The following is a 24,757-nucleotide window of genomic DNA, read 5'->3' on the forward strand; positions in this document are numbered from 1 at the left end:
TTTTGGTGCGCCACGTGGGACCAGAGTATGAGTGGACGCGTATCATTTTGGAGGATCAGATCGGATCCGCATGTCATTGCGGCATCCGTTGCGGCAAATTTGCTCGCTTTGGCGCTTCCGCTGCTGATGCTGCAGGTCTATGATCGGGTTATTCCAAGCAAGGGCTATGAAACGCTGACTGTCCTTACCATCGGTGTGGTGGTGGCAATCGTGTTGGAGATGGTCTTGCGGACCACGCGTGCTCAGTTGATGGCGATTGCCGGAGATGCATTTGAACGCGGCATCCAGGCGAAGTTGTTCGAACGGTTGCTCAAAGCCGATCTGAGTGTGATCGAGCGGCAATCGCCCGGTGTCTATCTGGATCAGGTGTCCAGCGTCGACCGGATCCGTGAATTCAGGTACGGCGACACCGCGATGGCGGTGCTGGACATGCCATTCGCCGTCGTTTTTCTGTTCGTCGTCATTCTCATTTCGCCTGTCATTGCGGCAACCATTTTGGTCTTCACGCTGGCCGCGGTCGCCACAGTCCGGATGCTGCAAACCCATGCGCTGCATCTTTCCGAAAAGCGGCATGAAATCGACAGGCGCCGGTTTTCATTTCTGATTGAAGTGCTTGAAGGTATTGAGCCGGTCAAGAGTTTCAACCTCGAAGCGTTCATGGAACGGCGCTATGAAAGGCTTTGCTCGACGGCTGCAGAAGTTGGTGCGGAATCCACCCGGCGCAACAATTTTTCGCAAGCCGTCACAGGCTCCATCGGGCAACTCACGCCTGTTCTGATTGCAAGCGTCGGTGCGGTGCTGGTGATCAATCAGGCCATAACCATCGGCGGTCTGGCAGCCGCCATGCTTTTGAGTTCCCGCATCGTGCAGCCGGTGCTCAAGCTCGAGGCTTTGCGCGTGGGTGAGCAAGACACCAACCGTGCAGAAGCCGAAATTGCCGAGCATATCTCCATTCCACTGCCGGCAAACGGCGGAAAGACGTGTGACCAGATCGACAGCATCGAACTTTCCGGTATTCAATTGAAGCGGCCCGACAGCGATACCAATTTGTTCTCAAACCTCAATCTGAGTCTCAAACGGGGTGAAATCATCGCAATAGATGGCACCAACGGCTCCGGCCGTTCGATGCTGATGTGGCTGCTCATGGGGTATTGCCAACCGGATTCCGGCATGGTGCGCGTCAACGGCGTTCCGATTCAGGATTACAATCAGTCCGAACTGCGCGGGCGCATTGCATATCTGCCACCGCGACCTCGCCTGATCGAAGGAACGGTGCTTGAGAACATGACGCGTTTTCAGCCGCAGCGTTACCTGGAGGATGCACTCCATGTCGCAACTGAGCTTGGGCTTGAAGAGTATTTTGCCAGCCATCAGGAAGGGCTGGGTATAAAGGTCGGATATGGGCTGAGTGCAGGGCTGCCAACTTCGGTTGTGGAGCGCGTGCCGCTGGTTGGCGCTCTGGTTGGCAACCCCGACCTGGTGCTGTTCGATGAGGCAAATGCCAATCTTGATATGCATGGCGACAAGTGCCTCAAGGACTACATCGCCTCGTTGAAGCAGCGGGCTGCCGTCATTCTGGTGACCCAGAGACCGTCCTATGTCGCACTGGCCGACCGCAAATACATGCTGTCGGACGGCCAGCTTTCTCTCTTGAAAAAGGACGCCGGCCCCGTTCCGGACAATGCGGTGGCTGCGCTGTGACAGAGAACCTTGATCCTAACCTGCCGGAGAAATCTCATTCCGCTGCGACGGCACACTCGCTGCAGGCGCGGCTCCGCTCGGCGTTTCAAACGAACGAGGATGCCGCCAAGGGAAATCAGAGCTATCTGCATGACTTGAGATCAGGTCTTGAGGCAGGGAAATTTGGAGGCGTACCACTGAAGGGCGATGTTCCATCCGCTTTGGTGGCATTGCTTGAAGAATTGAATTGGCCCCGTTCGCTGGAACGGTTTGCGCGTTGCATGCCGCATTTTCCGACAAGCTATTCACTCTCTGAAATGCGTGGCACCCTGGCCCTTCTCGGGTTCCAAAGTCAGGCCAGAAAGCTGAGACTGGCTGAAGCCGATAGCCTTTTTCTGCCCGCCGTCGTTCAGATCGGAAACAGTGTTTCGCTGCTTCGTGCCAACGCCGTTGGCGATATTGTTCCAGTTGATCCTTCGACAGGCGTGGAGCGGCCCTTTGAACGCAAGAAAAGGTACAAGATTGTCTCTTTCACGGCTCGGACTGTAGACGAGCAATCAGCGACCGGGCGCGAGCCCTGGCTTGCCAAGACACTGCGGCGTTTTTTTCCTCAAGTTCTCGGTCTGCTTGGGCTTACGGCTGTCATAAACACCATGGTGCTTATCGTCGCCTACTCGGTCATGAGCATTTACGACAGCGTCATACCAGCCGGGGCCTATGATACCTTGGCAGCAATTGTGCTAGGTGTTGCGCTCGCCAGTGGTTTTGAACTCGTTTTCAGGTCTCTGAAAGCCAGGCAGATTGGTCGTATCACCGGCCGTCTCGAATACCTGCTAAGCTCGGCCATCTTCAGCAAACTGGTTTCGCTCCCGGTTCATATGGTCACAAATACACCCGTAGGTGACCAGATCGGTCGTCTGCGGCAGTTTGAGAGCGTGCGCGACATCTTTGCCGGACCGTTTGTGGCCGTGGGATTGGAAGTGCCCTTCATTGTTGTCTTCATTGTCGGTCTCTTTCTTGTCGGTGGGCCTCTGGGCTACGTGCCCCTGGTGCTGATAATCGCCTATATCTGTATCGGCGCGTTCATGATTGGGCCGTTGCGGCGCCAAAACGAGCTTGCTGCTCAGACACGCAGGGCCCATTATCAGACCGCCCTGGAGACCGCGACCAACCTTAGGATCATACGAAGTCTCGGCTGCCAGGATGTGTGGCTGGAACGATTGGCCAAGAAGACTGCCGAAAGCGCGAAGGCCAAGCGGCGTGCGAACCTGTCGCAACGGTTTCTCATTACCCTTTCGGGCGCCGGAGTCCCCGTCGCCGGCACCGCCACAGTCGTCATTGGTTCAGTGATGGTCATGAATGGCCAGATCTCTGTCGGTGTGCTGATCGGTGCGATGATCATTGTCTGGCGCGTGCTGGCGCCAATCCAGCAGCTGTTCCTCATGCTGTCGCGCTATACGGACATGGCCCAGATGATGACTCAGATCGATGGCGTGATGCGCCTGCCGGTCGCCCGTCAGTTCAATGACGGTCAGGTCAAGCGGAGTTTCGCCGGTCAGATCAGGTTTGACCGGGTCAGTTTCCGGTACAACGGATCCTCACAAGGCACGTTGCAGGGCCTCACGTTCACCATTGAGCCCGGCGCTTTCATTGCGGTCAAAGGGCATTCAGGTTCTGGCAAATCAAGTCTGTTGCGGCTCATCCTCGATCTGTATCAGCCTCAGGTCGGAAACGTTCAGATTGACGGTGTCAACGTCAAGCAGATACCCACCGAAAACCTGCGCGCAGCAATTGGATATGTTCCGCAAACACCGGCGTTCTTCCATGGCACAATTGCCCAGAACCTGCGTTTGGTCTCGCCTTCCGCATCTGATGACAGGCTTCGACAGATCTGCGGCGAAGTCGGTCTGCTCGAAGCGATCGATCAATTGCCGAAAGGCATGGACACCCTGCTTGACCACGCGCGTCAGGAAAACCTTCCTGGAGGCTTCAGACAAGCGCTTGCAATAGCCCAGGCCTTGCTCCGGGAATCCAGCATCTTGCTGTTGGATGAACCCGCGAAAACCCTCGATTACGATCTTGAAGCGGCCTTCCTCGCCTGCCTCGAGCGAAGGCGCGGGAAAATTACGATCGTGATGGTCAGCCACAGGCCAAGCCATATCCGTCTTGCCGATCGTGTGCTTGCCCTAGACCAGGGGCAGATCACGTCCTTCGATCCACCACCCAAGAACGATGAGGTGGCTGCATGAGCCACTTCATTTCCCAATTCGTGGGTCTTAAAGGCAAATCGCCTGCCGGCTCCACATCCGACGATGCCCTGGATGTTTCTCTGGCCTCAAGCATTTCCATCGAGGAAAGCCAAGAGGCGGGAACTGCACGGACTGCAATTCGCCTTGTCAGCCTGGCGCTTGCCGTCTTTCTTGTGTGGGCCAGCTTCGCCCCCGTTACGGAAATTGCCACCGGAACGGGTGAGATCGTTCCGAATGGATTCGTTCAGACCATCCAGCACCTGGAAGGCGGGATTGTCGCTGAACTCTTTGTGCGCGAAGGAGATCGTGTCGTTCAGGGGAAGCCGATCCTGCGCATGGATGACCTTGCTTCAAAAGCAGAACTCGCCAAGGCGAAGTCACGGGCTGACGGCATTCGGCTGGAGATTGCACGCCGATCGTCCAAGACTGCGGTCGAACCTGTTTCCGTGTTTGAAGCAAGTCTGCGTTTGTCCGCAATCGCGGAAAGCCAGCAGGCAGCAGCCTTGGCTGAAGACACGCTTCATGCTGCTCAAATCGAGGTTGCCCTTGCCGAGGTGGAAACCCGAAAGGCCGAACTCTTTTCACTGTCACAGCGCGAACAGAAGATGCTCGAAGAGCTGCGCATAATCGAACGAACGCTCGTCGACTTTGAAAAGGCATTCACGGCCGGGGCGGTGAGCCGGAGCGAGCGTGACAAGATCGCCCGCGAAAAAATCCAGATGGAATCCTCCATCCTCACCGTAACAGGTCAGCGCGCTGCTGCCGAGGCCGGGTTGTCCCAGTCTCAGGCGCGGGTTGACGAATTGCGCGCGGGTTTCAGGCAAACTGCCGAAACAGCCATTGCAGAACTGGAAATAGAGGCAGCCAGCACAGAAGAACTGGTCCGGCAGTTGGAGGACCGACTGGATCGTACGCTCATTGTCGCGCCCGAGACCGGACGTATCTTCGACCTTGCAGCCAGCAACAGGGGCCAGGTCATTTCTCCTGGTGAGCAGATCGCGCAGATCATCCCCGAGGGTCAGGCCATCTATGCTGAAGTCAAGATTCCCGCAGACCAGATAGGTTTCATCTCTCCGGGAATGGATGCGAGTGTAAAAATTCTCACCTTCGACTACACCCGGTTTGGCAGCATCCCGGCGAAGGTGGACAGCATTTCGGCTTCAAGTCTCAAGCACAGTGAGGAAGACCCGCCCTTTTTCAACGTTCGTCTTGAACTCGATAAAGAAAGCATTGCCAACTCGGCCCAGGACCGACCGATTCAATCCGGCATGTCGGTCGCAGCAGATATCAAGCTGGGCAAGAAGACTGTCATGAACTTTCTGCTCAAGCCCTTGCGCAGCCTTACAGACCGCGCCATGTCGCAACGGTAATTGAAGGCAAACGAGCTGTTCGCGGCCGGCGGTCTCGAAAATGGCATGCAGCAATCCAAGCGCCCGGAGGACGGTTCCGTGTTCTATTCGTCGCAATCGCCGGTCCCGGTGCTTGGTAACATCTGGGAGAAGGGGCAAAAGAATTACAATGTTTGGACAACTGAACGACAGAGATTGACCATCAGCCGAAACCACCAAATGCAGGAACTAAACATCTTGTTTTCACCAGAGCACAATGCGCCAAGAGGACATTCGATTGTCTGACGTCAGCGCCTTTGGGACATATTTGGGGATGTGAACAAAGGAAAATTTCACAGGGTGTTGGCAGTTTTAACGGAAGTGGCGCACCCGACAGGATTCGAACCTGTGACCTCTGCCTTCGGAGGGCAGCACTCTATCCAGCTGAGCTACGGGTGCATCCGTGGCGCTTGACGGGTTGGAACCCGCCTGCTGTGTGCAGGCACGATCCAGTCCGCAAAGCAGCTGAGACGCCGTCTTCTAGCTGATCCTGCAGCCCGCATCAATGGCGAAATCAACTGCTTTGAAACCTTGGTGCGCGAACCGCATGGCGCGCAAGCCCGCAATCATCGGGCCGGACTATGGAACCGGATTCGCGACCGCAACAGCAATCGCGAATGCGCCCTTTATGATAAATGAGGAGGGTGTTGCGGGTGTGCGGCAGGGCGTTCACGCGATGTGGCGCAACTGGCTGTTTTTCATGAACTCGATCAGTTGAGCTGATGGCATCGGACGGGCCAGCGCATAGCCTTGCAGATCATCGCACCCCATGTCGCGCAGGATGGCGGCATGCTCCATAGTTTCCACCCCCTCGGCGATGACCCTGATGTTGAGCGATCTGCCGATTTCGATGATCGAACCTGCAAGCCGCCGCTGGCTGGAGCTGTTCACGATCGGCAAGATCAATTGCCGATCGATTTTCAGACGGCTGGGGCGGACCTGGAGAAGGCTGACAATGGAGGCATAGCCGGAACCGAAGTCATCGATCTCGATCTCGATCCCCAGTTGCTTCAGTTTGGCGATGTTGCGGGTGACCGTCTCGTCGCGCTCATCGAGAAAGATGGATTCGAGAAGTTCGAAGGACAATGTTCCCGGCGTGAACGACAGCCCCTCAAGGCTTTCGATAAGATCGTCTTCATGGAACCGGCCGGCCGACACATTGACCCCGGTCTTCGGCACATCAATGCCCGCGGCCTTCCAGCGCGTCGAATGCCAGAGAACCTGCTTGAGAATGCTGCGGTCAATGAGATGGACCACATTGAGTTCGTTGGCCGTCTGAAGGAATTGGTCCGGGACGAGCAGGCCATCCTTGGGGTGGTCCCACCGCGCCAGGGCTTCAACACCGATAAGTTCGAGCGATTGGGCGTCGAACTGTGGCTGGAAGTAGGGCAGAAACTCCCCGCGTTCCAGACCATTGAGAATGTCGTCGGCAACGCGCTTGTTGTGGATGATTTCCGCCTTCAGCGAACTGGTGAAAAACTCGAAACGGTTCCGGCCGTTGCTTTTCGCACGGTAGAGCGCAATGTCCGCGTCGATAAGAAGCCGCTCGCCACAGCTCGGCGTCTCGAGATCTGCAAAGGCGATGCCGATGCTGACGCCGAAGCGGCATTCATGCTTGCCGTAGGGGACCGGCTTGCGGATCCTGTCGATGATGCGGCTGGCGATCCGCGACAGCTCTGGTTCTCCCGTCTCGCTGGTGATCGCCAGAACAAATTCATCGCCACCAATCCGGGCAATGAAATCGCCCGCCCGGGAGCTCTCCTGGAGGATGGAAGCCGTGTGGATCAGCATGGCGTCACCGGCTGCATGCCCCAGCGTGTCGTTGATCTGCTTGAAGCGGTCCAGGTCGATGTGCAAAAGCGCGGTGATCGACTTGTCCTTGCTGGCCTGGGTCAGATGCTGGTCGAGGTAACGCCTGTTGGGCAGCCCGGTCAGGCTGTCATGCAGCGAGTTGTACTCCATCTGTGCGCGAGCGTCCTCGAGCTCAAGATTGCGCAGCTCTGCGCTCTCCATGGCGGTCATGAGGTGGTCTTTGAGCTCGATGTCCTGCGAGACGTCCCAGTTGACGCCAATGATCTTGCGTCTGCCATCCGTCTCCTGGTTGATGGCGCCGATTGTCCGGATCCAGCGCAAATCCCCATTGCGGCTGACAACGCGAAATTCCGAATTGTAAGGCGCGCTGGAATTCAGTGAATGCTCGAACTCGACTTCCGCGCGCACCCTGTCTTCTGGGTGAAGCGCGTTCTTCCAGTCCTCGACGCGAAGCTGTGTTGTGTCATCATCGATGCCGTACAATTCACGTGTCCGGCTGTCCCAGGTTAAATCGCCGGAGTCGGTATCCATTTCCCAAACGCCGATTTTTGACGTTTCAAGCGCCAGTGTCAGCCGCTGCGACAGTTGCTGCAGCAACCGCTCACGACGGTTGAGCTCTTTGATGTCTGCCCGATGACGATCATAAAAATGCCCGGCAACCAGGATTGGAACGACCACCAGCAAACCGCCCAAAACAACAAGCATCCTGACTTGCCAGGCATTGGGAGGATGCGTCGACCATCCCTCACGCGGGGTTGCGGCAAGGTGCCAGCTGCCACTTGGCAAGCGCACATCCAGGGAAACCGGGTCTCTGTCGAAAAGCTCCGCCGAACCGAAAAACACCGCCCCGTCTTTCCCGGTCGCGTCCTTTCCGGTGATTGCGATATCAAGCGGCAGGTCGTCCGCCAGAATGCCGCTGTCTGCGTAGAGCATTTCCACATCTATCACGGCGGAGACAATTCCCCAGAAATTGTCTTCTGTCTCAATGCCATTCAGATACACAGGAAACCGGGCGATGAAGCCCTGTCCGCCCTGCAACAGATTTGTCGGGCCGGCAACAACCACGTCACCGGTTTCAACAACGCGCATGGCCGCTTCACGTTGTGCCTGGTTCTTGCGGTAGTCGAGCCCTACGGCCGCGCGATTGCCCTCGATGGGATGCATCAGACTTATGACGAGATCAGGCGCGCCGGCAATGTTGCGCAGCATTGGCTGCCTGTGCATGAGGTTTCTGGCGATTGCACTGAAGCGGCGCTGGGACATGTTCGGTTCAGTTCCGATGACCGCCGCCATGCCCCGTACGATTTGGATCTTGCTGTTGAAGCTGTCTTCCAGTTTGGCGCGAACCTGCCCCAGCTGATTGCTGACCGTGGCGCGTTCGCGTTGATGATGAACAGCCTGGTTTTGCTGCTCCGCCAAGAAACCGGCTGCACATGTAACCGCCAGGGCGATACAGGCCGCGAAAAGGTTCGGCCGTGACCACATGCGGCTCTGCATCTCAGTAGTGTGTGAGACCTTGGGCATTGGTGTTCCTGGAACGTATTTCTACAGCCGATGAGTGTGCCTTGCATGAAAATTGATCAGTTCATGATCCATCGGAAAATATTATAAAATGTTAAATTCGATGTTCGCGGTGCCCCAAGTCTGTGTTTTGTCCAGGGTTGACGCCGAAAAGGATGATAGATGCTCTCCGTCCAATCAAGCTCCTGACAATTTCAACGGCTCTCAGGTTGGTTCAGCAGACTTCATCTTCAGAGCAGGCCCATTTGCTTTTTCCTGTCTTGCGAACACCATTCCAGGGGGCCCGATCTGCAGTCTGGCGCCTTGAAGGCTCCACCAGCGGGGCGCGGACCATCGGTCATCCGCCGGAAAGCATGGATGACAAAGCCGCTTCCCGGTGTATAAATGTAAGCGCTGCCATGTTGCTGATCAGGGAGAGAGGATCGCGACTTGGACAGGCCAGTCTTTTGCAAATGGCTCGCAAAGCCGCTGTAATCCTATGAAATTCCTTGGGAGGAAACACATGCTCAATCTTAAAACCGTCAAGGCATTGGCGATCGCTTCGGCCGTTTCGTTGGCTGCCGCAACGGGCGCCATGGCGTTCCCGGACAAGCCGATCGAATACATCATCCCGTTTGGTCCAGGGGGCGAATCCGATATCTCGGCGCGGTTCCAGCAGCCTTTCTTCAAGGACAAGTTCGGTCAGGATCTCGTGGTCTCCTACAAGCCTGGCGGCGGCGGTGCCGTTGGCTGGGCGCAGCTCAATTCGATGGCTGGCGATGGTTACACCATCATGGGCATCAACCTGCCTCACATCGTCATTCAACCGGCCCAGAAGGACGTTGGCTACACCACGGCCGACATCAACGCCTTCTTTATGTTCCACTACACGCCTGATGCGATCGTGGTGACTGCGGACAGCCCCTATCAGACGCTGGCGGACCTGATTGCTGATGCCAAGGCCAATCCCGGTGCGCTGACCATGTCCGGCTCCGGCAAGGCCACCGCCAACCATCTCGCGCAGATCCGCTTTGACGAGATGGCGGGGATCAAGACCACCTATGTGCCGTTCAAGGGCACCGGCGCTTCGACCACAGCCAATCTTGGCAAGCAGGTCAAGGCGCAATGGGGTTACACCACCGTGGGCGCGGCGCAGGGGGATGCCGTGCGCATGCTGGCCGTGGCCATGGAAGAGCGGCATCCGCTGTTCCCGGACGTGCCGACCTTCAAGGAGCTTGGCTTCGACATGGTCGGCGGCGCTTACCGCGGCATGGCCGTTCCCAAGGAAACGCCTGCTGATGTCGTCAAGGCGTTGTCGGATGCATTTGCAGAAGTCAATGCCGATGAGGCCTTCCGCAAACAGATGCTTGATGGCGGTTTCGCACTTCTCGATGTGGACTCGGCCGGCATGGCTGACTTCATGAAGGCGCGCACCGAGGAGTATGTTGCTGCTGCAACTGCGGCCGGCCTTCTCAACTGATCTGCCCGACACGCCCGGATCAGATATGATCCGGGCGTGCTCCTCTTTGGTCCGGTCTGCGTTGCAGCGCCTCATGGATATCGTGAGGGCGGCAATGATGACGGGCGGCTTTGTCTGAACGGGTGGATCTGATGGATTTTGAAAATCTCGCCAATGCGCTGACCCTGACCAATCTGGCGCTGGCCTTGTTCGGCGTTGTCGCCGGCACGGTGATCGGGTCGATCCCCGGGCTTTCGGCAACCATGGCAGTGGCCGTTCTGGTGCCGATTACCTTTGCCATGGCGCCGGCTTCGGCCCTGATCCTGCTTGGCGCAATCTACACCGGCGCGATCTATGGCGGGGCCTATTCGGCGATCCTGCTCAACACCCCCGGCACACCTTCCGCGATTGCGACCACATTTGACGGCTACCCCATGGCCAAGCGCGGTGATGGTGATCTCGCCGTGGCAATAGCCTGCTATGCCAGCGTGGTCGGCGGATTGATTGGCGCGCTGGCGCTGCTGCTTCTCGCCCCGCCGCTTTCCACCGTGGCCTTGGCATTCGGTCCGGTTGAATATCTATGGCTGTCGATTTTCGGGCTGTCGCTGATTGCGTCGCTGTCGACCGGCAATGTGCTCAAGGGGCTGGCCGGTGGCGCCTTCGGCCTGCTGCTTTCCTGTGTCGGCGTCGCCGAGATCTCCGCCGACATCCGGCTGACCTTTGGCAGCTCGACGATGATCGGCGGCATCGAGGTGGTCGGCGCGCTGATCGGGCTTTACTGCATCCCGGTGCTCATTGATCTGGTGGCAACGCCGGAGCGTCATCTCAAGGTCGAGGACGGCGTCCGCGCGGTGCGCTTCAGGGAAGGTGCCAGGATCGCCTGGGCCTCGCGCTTCAACCTGGTTCGCTCCTCCATCATCGGAACCGTGATCGGCATTTTGCCCGGCGCCGGCGGCTCGGTCGCGGGCTTGGTCGCCTATTCCGAAGCCAAGCGCACGGCAAAGCCGCATCAGAAATTCGGCGAGGGTGAGCCGGACGGCATCATGGCCACCGAATCCGCCAACAATGCCACTGTTGGCGGCGGCTTCATTCCCACGCTGGTGCTCGGCATTCCCGGCACGCCGCCCGATGCGGTGATCCTCGGCGCGCTGTTGGTGCAGGGCGTGCGCACCGGCCCGGCGCTGTTTGATGGCGGCGGTTCGATCGTCTATACCTTTATCTTCGGGCTTTTCATTGCCACCATCCTGATGTTGCCGACGGGGCTTTTGATCGGGCGTTATGCCTACAAGACCATCGTCACGATCCCCAAGACGATACTGGTGCCAACCGTTGGCTTCATGACCATCATCGGCACCTTCGCCATCCGCAATTCGATTTCCGATGTCATCATCATGATCGTTCTGGGATCCGTTGGCTGGGTGCTGTCGCGCTTTGGCTTTGCGGCTTCGCCGATCGTGCTCGGCCTCATTCTGGGTCCGATTGCCGAGCAGGGCTTTGTCCAGGCCTGGATCATCGGCGATGCCACCGGCAACCTCATGGGCATGTTCTTCGGGCGGCCGATTTCGCTGGCGATCATCGCCTTCACGATCCTTTCGCTGCTGTACCCGGTTTTTCAAAGCCGCCGTGCCAAACGTCTTCTCGAAATGCAGGCCAATTCCAATGACTGACAGCTCGTCCAATCCCGGCAAGAAAGATGTCGGAACGCTCATCATTGCGGGTCTTTTCGTGGCACTCGGCCTGATCACGCTCAATGATGTAACCGGTTATTCGGACACCGATTCCATCGTGTTTCCGAGTTTCGTCGCCTATGCGCTGATCTTCATGTCGGTGCTGGTGATCATCTATTCATGGCTCAAACCCAACCCCGACAATGGCTTCGGCAAGGGCGATTGGTGGCGCCGGCTGCTGCTGGTCGCAAGCATGATCGCTGCCTGCCTGGTGATGCCCTATGCAGGCTTTTTACCGGCAACGGCGATTGCCTTTGCCGGCAGCCTGTTCGCCGCGCGGCATGAAGGCTGGGACATGCGAAGCGGGCTTGTGTTTGCCGGCTCCGGCGCGGTCATCATGGCCGGATTCTACGCATTGTTCCGCTTTGCGCTCGGCGTCCCGCTGCCGTGACAGGGACCGCCTATTCCACGTATTTGCGCCAGTCGTGCTCTTCCTTGAATCCGAGCATCTCGCGGATCTTGCGGTTTGAGTAAAGCGCCTCATGCTCACCCATCTCGCGGGTGACGGGCACACCTGGGAAGAACCGCTCGGTGATCTCGGCCGTCGGCATGTCGACCGAATTGGTGTCGTTTCCGGCATTGAAGACCTGGAACCCGAGCCCGTCGGTTTTCAGGCACCGGTCGACGATCTGTCCCAGATCGCGCGCATCGATGTAACAGAAGATGTTGCGGCGGCGGACCTCTGGATGGGCGCAATAGTGCTTGAAATTGGGATATTCATGCGGCTCTATGACGTTGCCGATCCGCAGTGCATAGATGTCGAACCCGGACCGGCGCTGGAAGCTGCGCGCGGTCTGTTCGTTGAGCACCTTTGAAAGCCCGTAGGAATCCATCGGATTGACATCCATGTCCTCTTCGACCGGCAGGGCAGGCGGGTTGGCCGTGCCATCGGCGAAGCAGACGCCATAGGTGGTTTCCGAAGAAGCCACGATGATCTTGTTGATGCCGAGCTTCACCGCAGCCTCAACCACATTGTAGGTGCCGACAGTGTTGACCCGGAAGGTTTCATTGTCGGGATTGATGAGAATGCGCGGTACGGCCGCAAAATGCACCACGGCATCGAATTTCGGAACGCCGGTGCCCGGCTCCAACTCATCGAAATTTGCGTAGCTCGACATCACGTTGAACATCTGGCCTGAATCCGTGATGTCGGCGGTCAGATTGTCCACGCCCGGATGGTCGAGCGGCGTCAGATCCACATTGACCACCCGGTGGCCCTGATCAAGCAGATAGGGAACCACATGTTTACCGGCCTTGCCGGAACCACCTGTAAACAGAATGCGCATTTTTCAACTCCCTTTTTTAGCCAGCCTCTTCCCTGACCTAAATATGCCGCCCCGCGGCCACGCCTGATGACCAGGCCCACTGAAAATTATGTCCCCCCAGATGACCGGTGACATCGACCACTTCGCCGATGAAATGCAATCCGGGCACCAGGCGGCTTTCCATCGTCTTCTGGTTTAGCTGATCTGTGTCCACACCGCCAAGTGTCACCTCGGCTGTGCGGTATCCTTCGGTCCCGCCAGGGATCAGTTCGAAGCCGTGCAGTCGCGCGGCAATCGTCTCGATGGCCGCATTGCTCATATCCGCGAGGCGAATAGCGGAGTCTCCGGTTTGGCTCTCGAGATGCTGCGCCAGGCGCTTGGGCACGATCTCGCCCAGCGTTGTCCAAGGCGAGCCTTTGGGCCGCGACGAACGTTCCTGCTTGAGTGCGTCCGCGAGATCACGGTCGGGTGCCAGATCGATGCTGAGCCGGTCGCCATCGCGCCAATAGGAGGATATTTGCAGCATCGCCGGACCGGAAAGCCCGCGATGGGTGAACAGCATCGCCTCGCGGAAGGTCGCGCCATTGCAGCGCGCATTGACATCAACGGCAACGCCGGACAGTGCGCTCCAGCTTTCCGCCATGTTTGAGGCCCATGTGAAGGGAACCAGACCGGCGCGTGTCTCGGTCACCCTGTGGCCGAACCGGGCGGCAATCTCATAGCCCAGACCGGTGGCGCCCATCTTGGGGATCGATTTGCCGCCGGTCGCAACCACCAGCCTGTCGGCTTGCCAGTTACCCTGGCTGGTTTGGACATCGAAGCCTTGATCTGCCTGGTTGACCTCAAGGATCTCGGTCGAGAGCTCGAGCCGTACACCGGCATCGCGCATGTCGCCGGTCAGCATGTTGATGATGTCGCGCGCCGAGCTGTCGCAAAACAGCTGGCCAAGCGTTTTCTCATGATAGGCGATGCCACGCGCTTTCACCCGGTCAATGAAATCATGCTGGGTGAAGGATCTGAGCGCGGAAATCGCAAAGCGCGGGTTGTTCGACAGAAAGTTGCCAGGCCCGCAATGCAGATTGGTGAAATTGCACCGTCCACCGCCCGAGATACGGATTTTTTCTCCCGGCGCACGGGCATGGTCGATCACCGTGACCGAAAGCCCGCGACGACCGGCCTCGACCGCGCAGATCATCCCGGCGGCTCCCGCGCCCAGCACCATCACATCGGTTTTGTTGCGTGTCGGCATTCGCTCTCCCAGGACCCGCCGGAAGTGTGTCCGCGGATCGGCTCTGAGGCCCTAGCAGATGAAACAGGATCGACAAAGCCCGCGACGGACATACGAGCCGCTCAGCCGAGTTGCCAGCCCACCCCGAGGAGAGATAGGGAGAAACTCCGCCTTTCCGGAGAACGCCATGCCCCTTCACAGATTCGATCTTGCTCCGGTTTCCTTCAGCCTCGACACAGACGTTGGCCACATCGCAGCCCTTCACATTGCCGATGGTGATCGCCAGCTTTCGCCGCTGCATCGCGCGCCCTGGGCCGATGACAGTGAAGCCGTCTTTGAGGCCACAACACCACCCAATGTGAAACGCCTGTCGGGCGATTTCTTCTGTGCACCCTTTGGCCGCAACGATGTGGTCGAGGCGCCGTCCCATGGCTGGCCCGCCAACAGCGACTGGGAGCATGTCGAAACCACCGATGCTGGCGATCACCTTACGGCTGTTTTCACCCTCGCTCACGAGGTCATGGGCGCAACGCTGGAAAAGCGCATCACGCTTCGCGCCGGGCATCCCTTCATCTATCAGGAACACCGGTTTGAGGGCGGGCAGGGCGCAGTGTCGGTGGCGCATCATGTGATAGTTCATTTGCGGGAGGGCGGAAGGCTGGCCGTCTCGCCGAAGGCGTTCGCGTTCACGCCGCCCGAGAGCCTTGAGCCCGACCCTGCGCGCGGCCGTTCGATCCTGGCTTATCCAGCGCGAAGCGAGGATCTCGGTGCGTTTCCGCTTGCGGGCGGTGGCACAGCTGATCTTACCCGGTACCCGCCAGGAGAGAGCCACGAGGATTTTCTGACCCTTGTCGAGCGGCAGGATGGGAACCGCAACGGAGTCGCATTGGGATGGAGCGTGGTCAGCCGCATCGCCGAGCAGGATCGCATTCTGATCTTGAAGAACAGCCAAACTCTGCCGGTCACAATGTTGTGGATGAGCAATGGCGGCCGTGATTATGCGCCCTGGTCCAGCCGTCACACGGGCGTGCTTGGCATCGAAGATGGCAGAGCTTCAGGTCTTGGTCACGCCGATTCTATCCGCCCCAACGCGATGAACAGCAATGGCATTCCGACAGCCTTTGATCTGGGTAGCGATCAGACTGTCAGGATTCGCCAGGTGATTGGTGCCTGTGCAATTGCGCCCGACGAGGGCGAAGTTGCAGATCTCAGTGTTAAGCCGGGGCGAGTGACGCTGCATTTTGAGGGCGGATCATCCCGCACATTGCCGTTTGATTCGGAGTTCCTGGAAAGCCAGGAAAACTGAACCCGTCCGGAAAATGCCCCGGAAAACGCCTTTGACACTTCAGGTTTCGAACCGCCATTAAAAAAGTCCCCGCCACGAGGTGACAGGGACTTTCCAATGCGTTTGATGCTTGTGGATCAGCAAGCTGCCTCATAGACGTTGCCATTGGCGTCGCGGTAGCGGCACTGGCCCGGCGTCGTTGCCGCGCCGATAAGCGCGCCGGCTGCGCCGCCGATCAGCGCGCCGGTGGCGACGCCGCGGCTGCTGCTGCCCGTTGCCGCTGCAATCAATGCGCCAGTCCCTGCGCCGACGACAGCACCGGTGCCCGCTCGTTTTTCGGTGGTCGTGCAGCCGGCTGCTGCAAGCAGCGACAGAGCGGCAAGCGTAGAAATGAGAATTCTTTTCATCAAAGGCTCCAATGTTGTGTGTGTCTAGAAGCGGCTGCTGCCCCACTAGCCAGTACGAACTTTAGAACGCAGTGATGCTATTGTACAGCACATCAAATCCCCGCGTTTGAACAAGCGATGAAATGCACCGTGTCAACGCGGGTCATGTTTCAAGCTATTGGCGGTTCATGCCGGAGCGGTGGGCCCAGCCGGTCATCCGCATCTCGAGCCAGGCCATCAGCGCGTACATGACGATGCCTTCGATCGCGAGCATCACCAGCCCGGCAAACACCAGTGGAACGTTGAACTGGCTTTGTGCAGCCAGCATCATGTGCCCAAGACCGGAGTTTGCAGCGACGGTCTCGGAAATCACCGATCCGACAAAAGCCAGTGTGATGGCGACTTTCAGCGATCCGAAGAAGTAGGGCATGGAGCGCGGAATGCCGACCTTGAGCATGATGTCGAGCTTCTTGGCGCCAAGCGCGCGCAGCACGTCTTCCATCTCCGGCTCGATGGTCGCAAGGCCGGTTGCGACATTGACCACGATCGGGAAGAAGGCGATCAGAAACGCCGTCAGGATCGCAGGCACCGTACCGATGCCGAACCAGATCACGAGGATGGGCACAACGGCCACCTTGGGCACCGCGTTGAAGCCGATCATCAAAGGGTAAAGCCCCGCATAGATAAACCGCGACCAGCCGACCAGCAGCCCGAGCGCCAGGCCACCGGCAACAGCCAAGGCGAAGCCGACCAGTGTTGTGTAGAGCGTCTGAAGCGAGTTTTTCCAGATCGCCGGCCAGTAATCGACGATCGACTGGGCGATCACCGTCGGTGCGGGCAGGATGTAGACCGGCAGGTCAAACCCGCGCGAGCACGCCTCCCACAGAGCAAACAGCACGAAGGTGTAGATCCACGGCGCATAGCGTGTGAAATCGCGTTTGGCTGGCGTTCCACTCATCAGACCGCCTCCGACTGCTGTGCGCGTGCGGTTGCAATATGCCCGCGCAAATCATGCACCACATCGGTGAATTCGGCTTCAAACATGATCTCGAGGTCCCGAGGGCGCGGGAAATGCACCTCGCGCTCGGTGATGATCTTGCCCGGCCGGGCGCTCATCACGAAGATCCGGTCGGCCAGAAACACCGCTTCACGCAGATCATGGGTGACAAGCACCACCGTGACATCGGTGGAAAAATGCAGATCCCGGATCACGCACCACAGCTCCTCGCGGGTGAACGCGTCGAGTGCGCCGAACGGTTCGTCCAGCATCAACAGTTCCGGTTCATGGATCAGCGCGCGGCAAAGGCTTGCGCGCTGCTGCATGCCGCCTGAAAGCTGCCAGGGGAATTTCGAGCCGAAGCCTTTGAGCCCCACGGTTTCGAGCAGATGCTCGGCCTTTTCGACATATTCCTTGCGGTGTGTGCGGATTCTGCGGCGGTGCTTGGCGACGATTTCAAGCGGCAGCAGGATGTTGTCGAGCGTCGTGCGCCAGGGCAGCATGGTCGGGTTCTGGAACGCCATCCCGACCATCGAAACGGGTTCGCTCACCCTCTCGCCGGCGACGCTGACTGTGCCTGTTTGAGGAATGTAGAGCCCGGTCACCAGCTTCATCAAGGTCGACTTGCCGCAACCCGACGGTCCGACGACTGCGGCGAACTGGCCCTTTTCAACCGACATGGTCAGGCCGGAAACGGCCAGCGTTCCGTCCGCGCCGCCATAGCGCATGTCGACATTCTCGATGCCGACCATCGGGCCGGCGGTTGTGCTGGTCATTGTGTTGTCCCGCCTGGCCTGCGCGTCTTGTGGCCCGTCAACAGTTCATGTGGGCCCCGAATGCGGGACCCACAGTTGCAAGGTGTTGATCAGGGAAGCATCCGTTCTTCCTTGGGGGGAAGGAACGAGGCATCAAACACCGCCTCTGCAGCGGGCGGCGTGGTCACGCCCATGGAGGTCTTGAGAAACTCCATCGACTGGGTGAGCTTGGCCGGATCAATGCCGCCAAACCCGTTGGCGACAACAGCCGGGGTCTTGATCGACTGTGCAATCGCCATGTTGAGCCGGTCGAGTTCGACATCCTTGTTGAGCACTTCATTGCGCGGAATCACATGGGTGACCGCTGCTTCCGGGTCGCTGACGGTGTCCTGGAAGCCCTTGATCAGTGCCTTGATGAAGCCCTTGACCGCATCGGGATTGGCCTCGGCGAAATCCGAATTGACCATCACCACATTGCCGTAAAGATCGAGCCCGTTTTCGGCCATCATGATCATCGAGATGTCGTCGGGATCAACGCCCTGCGCTTTCAGATTGATGACCGAAGAGAACGAGAAGCCGAAGATCGCATCGACCTGGCCCTGCGCCAGCATCGGTTCGCGAACCGGAAAGCCGACATTCTCGATTGTGATCGTACCGGTATCGATTCCTGCGACGGTCGAGAAGGCGGACCACTGTCCAAAGGCTGCATCCGGCGGCGGCGCGCCAAGTGTCTTGCCTTCAAGCGATTTCGGATCCTCTGTCACGCCCAGGCTCTTGCGGCCGATGACGGCGAAGGGCGGGCGCTCATAGGCCATCATCACGGCCTTGACCTTGCCGTCCGGATTTTCCTCGATGAACTTGATCAGCGCGTTGACGTCGCCGAAGCCCATGTCATAGGCCCCTGTTGCGACCCGCGGAATGGATTCGCGGCTGCCTGCGCCGCTGTCGATCGTGACCTCCAGTCCCTCATCCTTGAAGTAGCCCTTGTCGAGCGCGATGAAGAAGGGTGCCGACGGAGCTTCGAATTTCCAGTCGAGGGTGAATTTGAGTGCTGTCTCCGCCTGCGCCATATTGATGGACAACGCGAGCGCGGCACAAACTCCGAGAATCTGACGCATGAAGTACCCCTGTAAAGATGGTTGTTTTTTGTTTTGATCTGGATGCCATCCTGAAAATCAAATGCCAAAAAATCAAGCAGAATTTTGAATGTCCAAATTATAGGCATGTTGACGATTATTTGGGCGCCTTGTCGTCAGGGTTGATCAGAATGCAGGCGGTATATTGCGGCAAGGCGCTTGCGCAATTGACGGACGTTCTCGATTATTGGGCCGGTAAATTTTGCGAGCGGCCATGACGTCCCTGTACCCGATCCCATCTTCTGAGAATGCGGTGCCGCTGCAGCGGACGCGAGGGAGCGCACGGCTGTCAGCCAAGCACTCGGCCGGCCAAAGCCGGATCGACCGCCTGTTCCAGGAAGGCTCGGCCCGCATCCGCTTGCCCAAGGTTGCGCCTGGTGCGCCGCTTGAAGCGGTGATCATCAACACTGCCGGTGGATTGACCGGCGGCGACCATATGGACTGGCAGTTCGAGGCGGGCGAGGGCGCGCGCATGAGCCTGACCACCCAGGCCTGCGAAAAGACGTACAAGGCCAATGGCGTGACCGAAGCCCGCGTCACCGTGGGGCTCAAGCTTCAATCCGCAAGTTCCATTGCCTGGCTGCCGCAGGAAACCATCCTGTTTGACCGCGCCCGGCTGCAACGAACCATCGATGTCGACATGGCGGCAGATGCCCGTCTGCTGATGGTGGAACCTGTGGTTTTTGGCCGGCTGGCCATGAACGAGGCCGTGTTGCAGGGCCTGTTCCGGGACCGCTGGCGCCTTCGCATGGATGGCCGTCTGCTGCACGCTGAAGAGACTCGCATCGGCCCGGATGTCGATGCGGACCTCAATCGCGCGGCCATTGCCGCCGGTGGACTGGCCATCGCGACGGTTGTCATGATCGCGCCCGAAGCCGAAACCCGGCTCGACGCCGTCCGGCAAATCATCGGTGCATCGGGCGGTGCAAGTTTCGTCTCGCCGCGCGGGGCGCAAACTGGCAAACTTCTTGCGAGGCTGGTTGCCAAAGACAGTTACGAGCTGCGCCAGCGGCTCGGGCCGCTGATCAGGCTCTTGAACCCTGATGGCGGATTGCCGAAAGTCTGGTCGACATGAGAGAGACGCAATGAACCTGACCCCGAGAGAAAAAGACAAGCTTTTGATCGCCATGGCGGCGATCGTGGCGCGCAAGCGGCTCGAACGCGGCGTCAAGCTGAACCATCCAGAAGCGATTGCCCTGATCACGGATTTTATCGTCGAGGGCGCCCGCGATGGCCGCCCCGTGGCAGACCTGATGGAAGCCGGCGCCCATGTGATCACCCGCGGCCAGGTGATGGAGGGCATCGCCGAGATGATCCACGACATCCAGGTCGAGGCGACGTTCCCGGACGGCACCAAGCTGGTGACCGTGCATGAACCGATACGGTAAAGTGTAATGGAATTTGTCAGGCGCACAGCCCACCCGTTCGGAACCTTCGATCTTGCCGCGATTGGCGCAACACTGACGCTGGTCATGCTGGTTCTGGGTGTCCGGCGCATCCTGCGCAAGCCTGCCCGAACCGATCCGACTGCGGCGATCGCTGACGAGATGAACCACAGGAGTGCCCCCGATGATCCCAGGTGAAATCTTCACCCCCGAAGGCGATATTGAACTCAATACAGGCGCTGAAACCGTCACGCTCAAGGTTGCCAACACCGGCGACCGTCCGGTGCAGGTCGGCAGCCACTACCATTTCTTTGAGACCAATCCGTCTCTGAGCTTTGACCGCGACCGGGCCCGTGGCTTCAGGCTCGACATCGCCGCCGGTACCGCCGTGCGGTTCGAACCTGGCCAGGAGCGTGATGTCACCCTGGTGCCGCTGTCCGGCGGCCGCGAAGTCTACGGTTTCCGTCAGCAGATCATGGGCAAGCTTTGATGTCGCGACGGTTGGCGTTGTTTTTCCTGGGCCTGCTCTATGCAACTCCTGCGCTTTCCGAAGACAAGCTCGATTGCGCAAACCCGCAAGACCAATATTCGATGACCTATTGCGCAGGCGTGGACTACGAAAACGCCGACGCAGAGCTCAATCGCGTCTGGCCGCAGGCCCGTGCGGCCGCGAAAAGGCAAGACGAATATATCGCCGATGATGCAAGGTCCAGGGGGCTTCTGACTGCATCGGAAGCGCTGCTAGCAGCCCAGCGGGCCTGGCTGAAGTTTCGCGACGCGGAATGCGAATACCAGTCCTATGCATTCTTCGGTGGCACCGGTCAGCCCATGATTGGCAGCCTCTGCCTTGCGCAGCTGACCCGGGAGCGTACCGAACAACTGCGTCAGGGGTTGAATGATCGCTGATGGCCCGCGCCTTGCATGTTGAATATCTGATTGACCGCCTGAATGCCTGATCAAATTCGAGGATAAACCAATGCCCGCCAAGATCTCCCGCTCAGCCTACGCCGCCATGTACGGCCCGACCGTCGGCGACAAGGTGCGCCTTGCCGACACTGAACTCTTCATCGAGGTCGAGAAGGATTTCACCACCTATGGCGAGGAAGTGAAGTTCGGCGGCGGCAAGGTCATTCGCGACGGCATGGGTCAGTCCCAGGTCACTCGCGCTGATGGCGCTGTCGACACCGTCATCACCAATGCGCTGGTGGTCGATCACACCGGGATCTATAAGGCCGACATCGGCCTGAAAGATGGGCGCATCGCCGCCATCGGCAAGGCCGGCAATCCCGACACCCAGCCAGGGGTCAACATCATCGTCGGACCCGGCACCGAGGCGATTGCCGGCGAAGGCAAGATCCTCACCGCCGGCGGTTTTGACAGCCATATCCATTACATCTGCCCGCAGCAGATCGAGGAAGCGCTGATGAGCGGGCTGACCACCATGCTCGGCGGCGGCACCGGGCCTGCGCATGGCACCCTTGCCACCACCTGCACGCCCGGACCCTGGCACATCGCCCGGATGATCGAGAGCGCCGACGCCTTCCCGATGAACCTGGCGTTTGCGGGCAAGGGCAATGCCTCGGTTCCCGCAGCGCTTGAGGAAATGGTGCTCGGCGGCGCCTGTGCGCTCAAGCTGCATGAGGATTGGGGCACCACACCGGCGGCCATCGACACCTGCCTGTCGGTCGCTGACCAGTATGACGTCCAGGTGATGATCCACACCGATACGCTCAATGAGAGCGGCTTTGTCGAAAGCACGGTCGAGGCCTTGAAGGGCCGCACCATCCACGCCTTCCACACCGAAGGCGCCGGTGGCGGCCACGCGCCCGACATCATCAAGATCTGCGGGTTGCAGAACGTGCTTCCGTCCTCGACCAACCCGACCCGGCCCTACACCGTCAACACCATTGCCGAACATCTCGACATGCTGATGGTCTGCCACCATCTCGACAGCTCCATCCCCGAAGATATCGCCTTCGCTGAAAGCCGCATCCGCAAGGAAACCATCGCTGCCGAAGACATCCTGCACGACATCGGCGCCTTCTCGATCATCGCGTCCGACAGCCAGGCCATGGGCCGGGTCGGTGAGGTGATCATCCGCACCTGGCAGACCGCCGACAAGATGAAGCGTCAGCGTGGCAGTCTGCCCGGGGAAACCGGCGACAACGACAATCTCCGGGTCCGCCGCTACATCGCCAAATACACCATCAATCCGGCCATCGCCCATGGCATCTCCAAGCACATCGGTTCGATCGAGGTCGGCAAGCGCGCTGATCTGGTGATGTGGAACCCGGCATTCTTCGGCGTCAAACCCGACATGGTGCTGCTCGGCGGCTCCATTGCCGCAGCCCCCATGGGCGACCCGAACGCCTCGATCCCGACACCGCAGCCAGTGCATTACCGCTACATGTTCGGCGCCTACGGCAAGGCCCGCACCAATTCCTCCGTCACCTTCGTCAGCAAGGCGGCGATCGAGGATGGCCTGGCCCACAAGCTCGGCACTGCGAAGCAAATGATGGCAGTGGAGAACACCCGCGGCGGTATCTCGAAGTCATCCATGGTGCTCAACGACCTCACCCCGGAGATCGAGGTTGATCCCGAGTCTTACGAGGTTCGCGCCAATGGCGAATTGCTGACCTGCGAGCCGGCGACCGAACTGCCGATGGCGCAGCGCTATTTCCTGTTCTAGGCATTTGACCATGAGCAACAGCCGGAGCCCGGATGTATTGGACGCAGCCCCGTCGCGAAGGGTTCGGCAGGGAAGGCGGAGCCACACATTTCGGGCAATTGCCGTGGCGGCAGCTATGCGCAACCTGCATGGCTGCGTTCCCCATTCAGCGCTTTTTTGCGGTGCAGCAAAAAACTATTGTGACAGCACTTCAAAGGAGTCCTGTCATGGCGAAGACCAGCAATCGGTTCAGCAATTTCTTCAGCGCAGCAGCCCGGTCGATCAACTTTGCTCGCGAGGCGCAGACGATCTACCACACCTCGGACGACGTCTTTGTCTCCCGCGGCACAACGCGCCAGCAGGCGTTGCGCGACCTGATCGATCAGCTCTAAGCCCTCACAAGCCAAACAGTTCCTGGCGGTTTCCGCGCTCGCTCTACGGGCGGGACATCTCCGCAGGGGCAGCGGCATGACGCTGCCCGTCGCCGCAACAGTCACACGCCAGTTTGACGCGCCTGCCGCCACCATCACGCTTGATGAAACAGCGCGCCACCGCCGCCGCATGAAGCTGGTCTCCGACCGGCTCGAAACCGGTGCGACGATCTCCTTTCTGCTCGATCTTCCTGAAGCCCGGTTGTTGCGCCATGGCGATGGTTTGTTGCTTGATGACGGCCGTGTCATCGAAGTGCGCGCCATGCCGGAAGCCTTGATGGAGGTGCGCGGCCGCGACGCGCAGCATCTTGTGGCGCTGGCCTGGCAGATCGGCAACCGGCATCTGGCCGCCGAAATCACTTCACAGACCATCCGTATCCGGCGCGATCACGTCATCCGCGACATGCTGATCGGGCTTGGCGCAAAGGTGGATGAGATCGAAGCGCCATTCGATCCCGAAGGTGGCGCCTATGGCGGGGCGCATCACGCCCATGAGCATGGTCATGACCATGGCTGACAAGCGTGACTGGCACAGCGATCCGATCACCAGCGATACTTTGATCGACGGCGGCTACAAGACCACACAGAATGTGCGGCGGTTCTTCAAGGCCCAGATCGGTGATCACTTCAAGTTCGACCGCGCATTCATGGCCTGGATGAAATCCCGTCAGGGAGCCACGATGGGCGATGCGGTGCGTGAATGGTGTGCGCGCGAGGCTGGGAAATGAGCGAAAGCACGTCCATCCTCAAGCTGATGAGCTGGCTCTCGCCGGTGTTTCCCACCGGCGGTTTCGCCTATTCAGCCGGTTTGGAGCAGGCTGTCGCCACCGGCCATGTTGCGGACCTGCCGAGCTTGCGTGACTGGGTTTCAGCCCAGATCAGCCATGGCGGGCTTTGGAACGATGCGGTCCTCATGAGCGAAGCGCACCGCCATGCAGCCGACCCGGAGAAGATCGCAGAACTGGCAGACCTTGCCATCGCACTGTGCGCGGCAAATGAACGGCTGCGCGAGACGCAAGATCAGGGCACCTCGTTTCTTCAGGCCGCCGCACACTGGATCGATCAAGCCAAATTGCCGGGACAGGGCACGCCTCTGTGCGTGGCGGTTGGCGTGGCGGCAGGACTTGAAAAGATAGACCGGCAGCTTTCGATCGCCGCCTATCTGCACGCTTTCGTGTCCAACCAGCTTCAATGTGCAATCCGGCTCTCTGTAACGGGGCAAAACGGCGCGGCCGATCTTCTGGCCCGGCTGGAGCCGGTTATTGCGGACTGCGCCGGGCGGGCAGCGGTCGCAACATTGGATGACATAGGCAGTTCGGCATTTATTGCCGACACCATGGCGATGCGCCATGAAACGCTTGAGCCGAGATTGTTCCTGTCATGAACCCGATCATGCAATATGTCTC

At 59.1% G+C, this 24,757-nt stretch carries 24 protein-coding genes and 1 tRNA gene; 17 read left to right on the plus strand and 8 right to left on the minus strand.

Annotated features, from left to right (window positions below):
- The first annotated feature begins 27 nt into the window (after positions 1–27).
- From HPDFL43_RS05885 to HPDFL43_RS05895, 3 genes are read left to right on the plus strand one after another with little or no spacing between them, the layout of a single operon-like run.
- On the plus strand, positions 28–1,701 hold the full coding sequence (locus HPDFL43_RS05885; protein WP_007196365.1) for an ABC transporter transmembrane domain-containing protein: 1,674 nt from the start codon (positions 28–30) through the stop codon (positions 1,699–1,701).
- Positions 1,698–3,929: a peptidase domain-containing ABC transporter gene (locus HPDFL43_RS05890; RefSeq protein ID WP_007196366.1), complete on the plus strand. Its 2,232-nt coding sequence runs from the start codon at positions 1,698–1,700 to the stop codon at positions 3,927–3,929. The genes HPDFL43_RS05885 and HPDFL43_RS05890 overlap by 4 nt, the downstream gene beginning before the upstream one ends.
- Positions 3,926–5,299 (plus strand): HlyD family type I secretion periplasmic adaptor subunit, encoded by a 1,374-nt coding sequence (locus HPDFL43_RS05895; protein WP_007196367.1) that lies wholly within the window; start codon positions 3,926–3,928, stop codon positions 5,297–5,299. Before HPDFL43_RS05890 ends, HPDFL43_RS05895 begins: the two co-directional genes overlap by 4 nt.
- A gap of 340 nt (positions 5,300–5,639) precedes the next feature.
- Here the strand turns inward: HPDFL43_RS05895 and HPDFL43_RS05905 are convergent.
- Both HPDFL43_RS05905 and HPDFL43_RS05910 read right to left on the minus strand, forming a co-directional pair.
- A tRNA-Arg gene (locus HPDFL43_RS05905) sits at positions 5,640–5,716 on the minus strand.
- A gap of 270 nt (positions 5,717–5,986) precedes the next feature.
- Complete coding sequence (locus HPDFL43_RS05910) at positions 5,987–8,653, minus strand: bifunctional diguanylate cyclase/phosphodiesterase (protein ID WP_052093162.1); 2,667 nt, start codon at positions 8,651–8,653, stop codon at positions 5,987–5,989.
- 499 nt (positions 8,654–9,152) lie between these two features.
- On the opposite strand from HPDFL43_RS05910, the gene HPDFL43_RS05915 reads away from it, so the two are divergent.
- The 3 genes from HPDFL43_RS05915 (at position 9,153) to HPDFL43_RS05925 (ending at position 12,206) form a co-directional block, all read left to right on the plus strand.
- Positions 9,153–10,109 (plus strand): tripartite tricarboxylate transporter substrate binding protein, encoded by a 957-nt coding sequence (locus tag HPDFL43_RS05915; RefSeq protein ID WP_040449095.1) that lies wholly within the window; start codon positions 9,153–9,155, stop codon positions 10,107–10,109.
- A gap of 131 nt (positions 10,110–10,240) precedes the next feature.
- Complete coding sequence (locus HPDFL43_RS05920; RefSeq protein ID WP_040449746.1) at positions 10,241–11,755, plus strand: tripartite tricarboxylate transporter permease; 1,515 nt, start codon at positions 10,241–10,243, stop codon at positions 11,753–11,755.
- Positions 11,748–12,206 (plus strand): tripartite tricarboxylate transporter TctB family protein, encoded by a 459-nt coding sequence (locus tag HPDFL43_RS05925; RefSeq protein WP_007196374.1) that lies wholly within the window; start codon positions 11,748–11,750, stop codon positions 12,204–12,206. Before HPDFL43_RS05920 ends, HPDFL43_RS05925 begins: the two co-directional genes overlap by 8 nt.
- A 10-nt stretch (positions 12,207–12,216) precedes the next feature.
- On the opposite strand, the gene HPDFL43_RS05930 is transcribed toward HPDFL43_RS05925, so the two are convergent.
- Positions 12,217–13,101 (minus strand): NAD-dependent epimerase/dehydratase family protein, encoded by an 885-nt coding sequence (locus tag HPDFL43_RS05930; RefSeq protein ID WP_007196375.1) that lies wholly within the window; start codon positions 13,099–13,101, stop codon positions 12,217–12,219.
- Positions 13,102–13,138: 37 nt separating this feature from the next.
- Entirely contained in the window at positions 13,139–14,329 is a 1,191-nt protein-coding gene (locus HPDFL43_RS05935) for a BaiN/RdsA family NAD(P)/FAD-dependent oxidoreductase (RefSeq protein WP_007196376.1), read from the minus strand.
- Positions 14,330–14,495: 166 nt separating this feature from the next.
- Here HPDFL43_RS05935 and HPDFL43_RS05940 point away from each other — a divergent pair, with 166 nt between their 5' ends.
- Complete coding sequence (locus HPDFL43_RS05940; protein ID WP_007196377.1) at positions 14,496–15,614, plus strand: hypothetical protein; 1,119 nt, start codon at positions 14,496–14,498, stop codon at positions 15,612–15,614.
- 116 nt (positions 15,615–15,730) lie between these two features.
- Here HPDFL43_RS05940 and HPDFL43_RS05945 read toward each other — a convergent pair whose 3' ends face one another.
- From HPDFL43_RS05945 to HPDFL43_RS05960, 4 genes are all read right to left on the minus strand, one after another.
- Positions 15,731–16,000, minus strand: a complete 270-nt coding sequence (locus tag HPDFL43_RS05945; RefSeq protein ID WP_007196378.1) for a YMGG-like glycine zipper-containing protein — start codon at positions 15,998–16,000, stop codon at positions 15,731–15,733.
- 154 nt (positions 16,001–16,154) lie between these two features.
- Positions 16,155–16,937, minus strand: a complete 783-nt coding sequence (locus tag HPDFL43_RS05950) for an ABC transporter permease (RefSeq protein WP_007196379.1) — start codon at positions 16,935–16,937, stop codon at positions 16,155–16,157.
- Positions 16,937–17,752, minus strand: coding sequence for an ABC transporter ATP-binding protein (locus HPDFL43_RS05955; protein WP_007196380.1), 816 nt, complete (start codon positions 17,750–17,752; stop codon positions 16,937–16,939). The genes HPDFL43_RS05950 and HPDFL43_RS05955 overlap by 1 nt, the downstream gene beginning before the upstream one ends.
- A gap of 89 nt (positions 17,753–17,841) precedes the next feature.
- Positions 17,842–18,849, minus strand: a complete 1,008-nt coding sequence (locus HPDFL43_RS05960; protein ID WP_007196381.1) for an ABC transporter substrate-binding protein — start codon at positions 18,847–18,849, stop codon at positions 17,842–17,844.
- A gap of 232 nt (positions 18,850–19,081) precedes the next feature.
- Between HPDFL43_RS05960 and HPDFL43_RS05970 the strand changes: the two genes are divergently transcribed.
- From HPDFL43_RS05970 to HPDFL43_RS06015, 10 genes are all read left to right on the plus strand, one after another.
- The gene (locus HPDFL43_RS05970; protein ID WP_007196383.1) at positions 19,082–19,942 is read left to right on the plus strand and encodes an urease accessory protein UreD; all 861 of its coding nucleotides are present in this window, start codon (positions 19,082–19,084) and stop codon (positions 19,940–19,942) included.
- 10 nt (positions 19,943–19,952) lie between these two features.
- The gene (locus HPDFL43_RS05975) at positions 19,953–20,255 is read left to right on the plus strand and encodes an urease subunit gamma (protein WP_007196384.1); all 303 of its coding nucleotides are present in this window, start codon (positions 19,953–19,955) and stop codon (positions 20,253–20,255) included.
- A 6-nt stretch (positions 20,256–20,261) separates the two neighbouring features.
- Complete coding sequence (locus tag HPDFL43_RS05980) at positions 20,262–20,450, plus strand: hypothetical protein (protein ID WP_007196385.1); 189 nt, start codon at positions 20,262–20,264, stop codon at positions 20,448–20,450.
- Positions 20,437–20,742 carry an urease subunit beta gene (locus tag HPDFL43_RS05985; RefSeq protein ID WP_007196386.1) on the plus strand — a complete coding sequence of 102 codons (306 nt, stop codon included), beginning with the start codon at positions 20,437–20,439 and terminating at the stop codon, positions 20,740–20,742. Before HPDFL43_RS05980 ends, HPDFL43_RS05985 begins: the two co-directional genes overlap by 14 nt.
- A complete protein-coding gene (locus HPDFL43_RS05990; RefSeq protein ID WP_007196387.1) occupies positions 20,742–21,158 on the plus strand; it encodes a lysozyme inhibitor LprI family protein in 417 nt (138 codons plus the stop codon). The genes HPDFL43_RS05985 and HPDFL43_RS05990 overlap by 1 nt, the downstream gene beginning before the upstream one ends.
- A gap of 70 nt (positions 21,159–21,228) precedes the next feature.
- Positions 21,229–22,941, plus strand: coding sequence for an urease subunit alpha (gene ureC, locus HPDFL43_RS05995; RefSeq protein WP_007196388.1), 1,713 nt, complete (start codon positions 21,229–21,231; stop codon positions 22,939–22,941).
- 206 nt (positions 22,942–23,147) lie between these two features.
- Positions 23,148–23,312, plus strand: a complete 165-nt coding sequence (locus tag HPDFL43_RS06000; RefSeq protein WP_007196389.1) for a hypothetical protein — start codon at positions 23,148–23,150, stop codon at positions 23,310–23,312.
- A gap of 76 nt (positions 23,313–23,388) precedes the next feature.
- Positions 23,389–23,868, plus strand: a complete 480-nt coding sequence (locus HPDFL43_RS06005) for an urease accessory protein UreE (RefSeq protein ID WP_007196390.1) — start codon at positions 23,389–23,391, stop codon at positions 23,866–23,868.
- Entirely contained in the window at positions 23,855–24,079 is a 225-nt protein-coding gene (locus HPDFL43_RS06010) for a DUF6434 domain-containing protein (RefSeq protein WP_245271105.1), read from the plus strand. The genes HPDFL43_RS06005 and HPDFL43_RS06010 overlap by 14 nt, the downstream gene beginning before the upstream one ends.
- Entirely contained in the window at positions 24,076–24,735 is a 660-nt protein-coding gene (locus HPDFL43_RS06015) for an urease accessory protein UreF (protein ID WP_007196392.1), read from the plus strand. Before HPDFL43_RS06010 ends, HPDFL43_RS06015 begins: the two co-directional genes overlap by 4 nt.
- Positions 24,736–24,757: the final 22 nt, after the last annotated feature.

The organism is Hoeflea phototrophica DFL-43, from assembly GCF_000154705.2.
GTDB classification, from domain to species: Bacteria; Pseudomonadota; Alphaproteobacteria; order Rhizobiales; family Rhizobiaceae; genus Hoeflea; species Hoeflea phototrophica.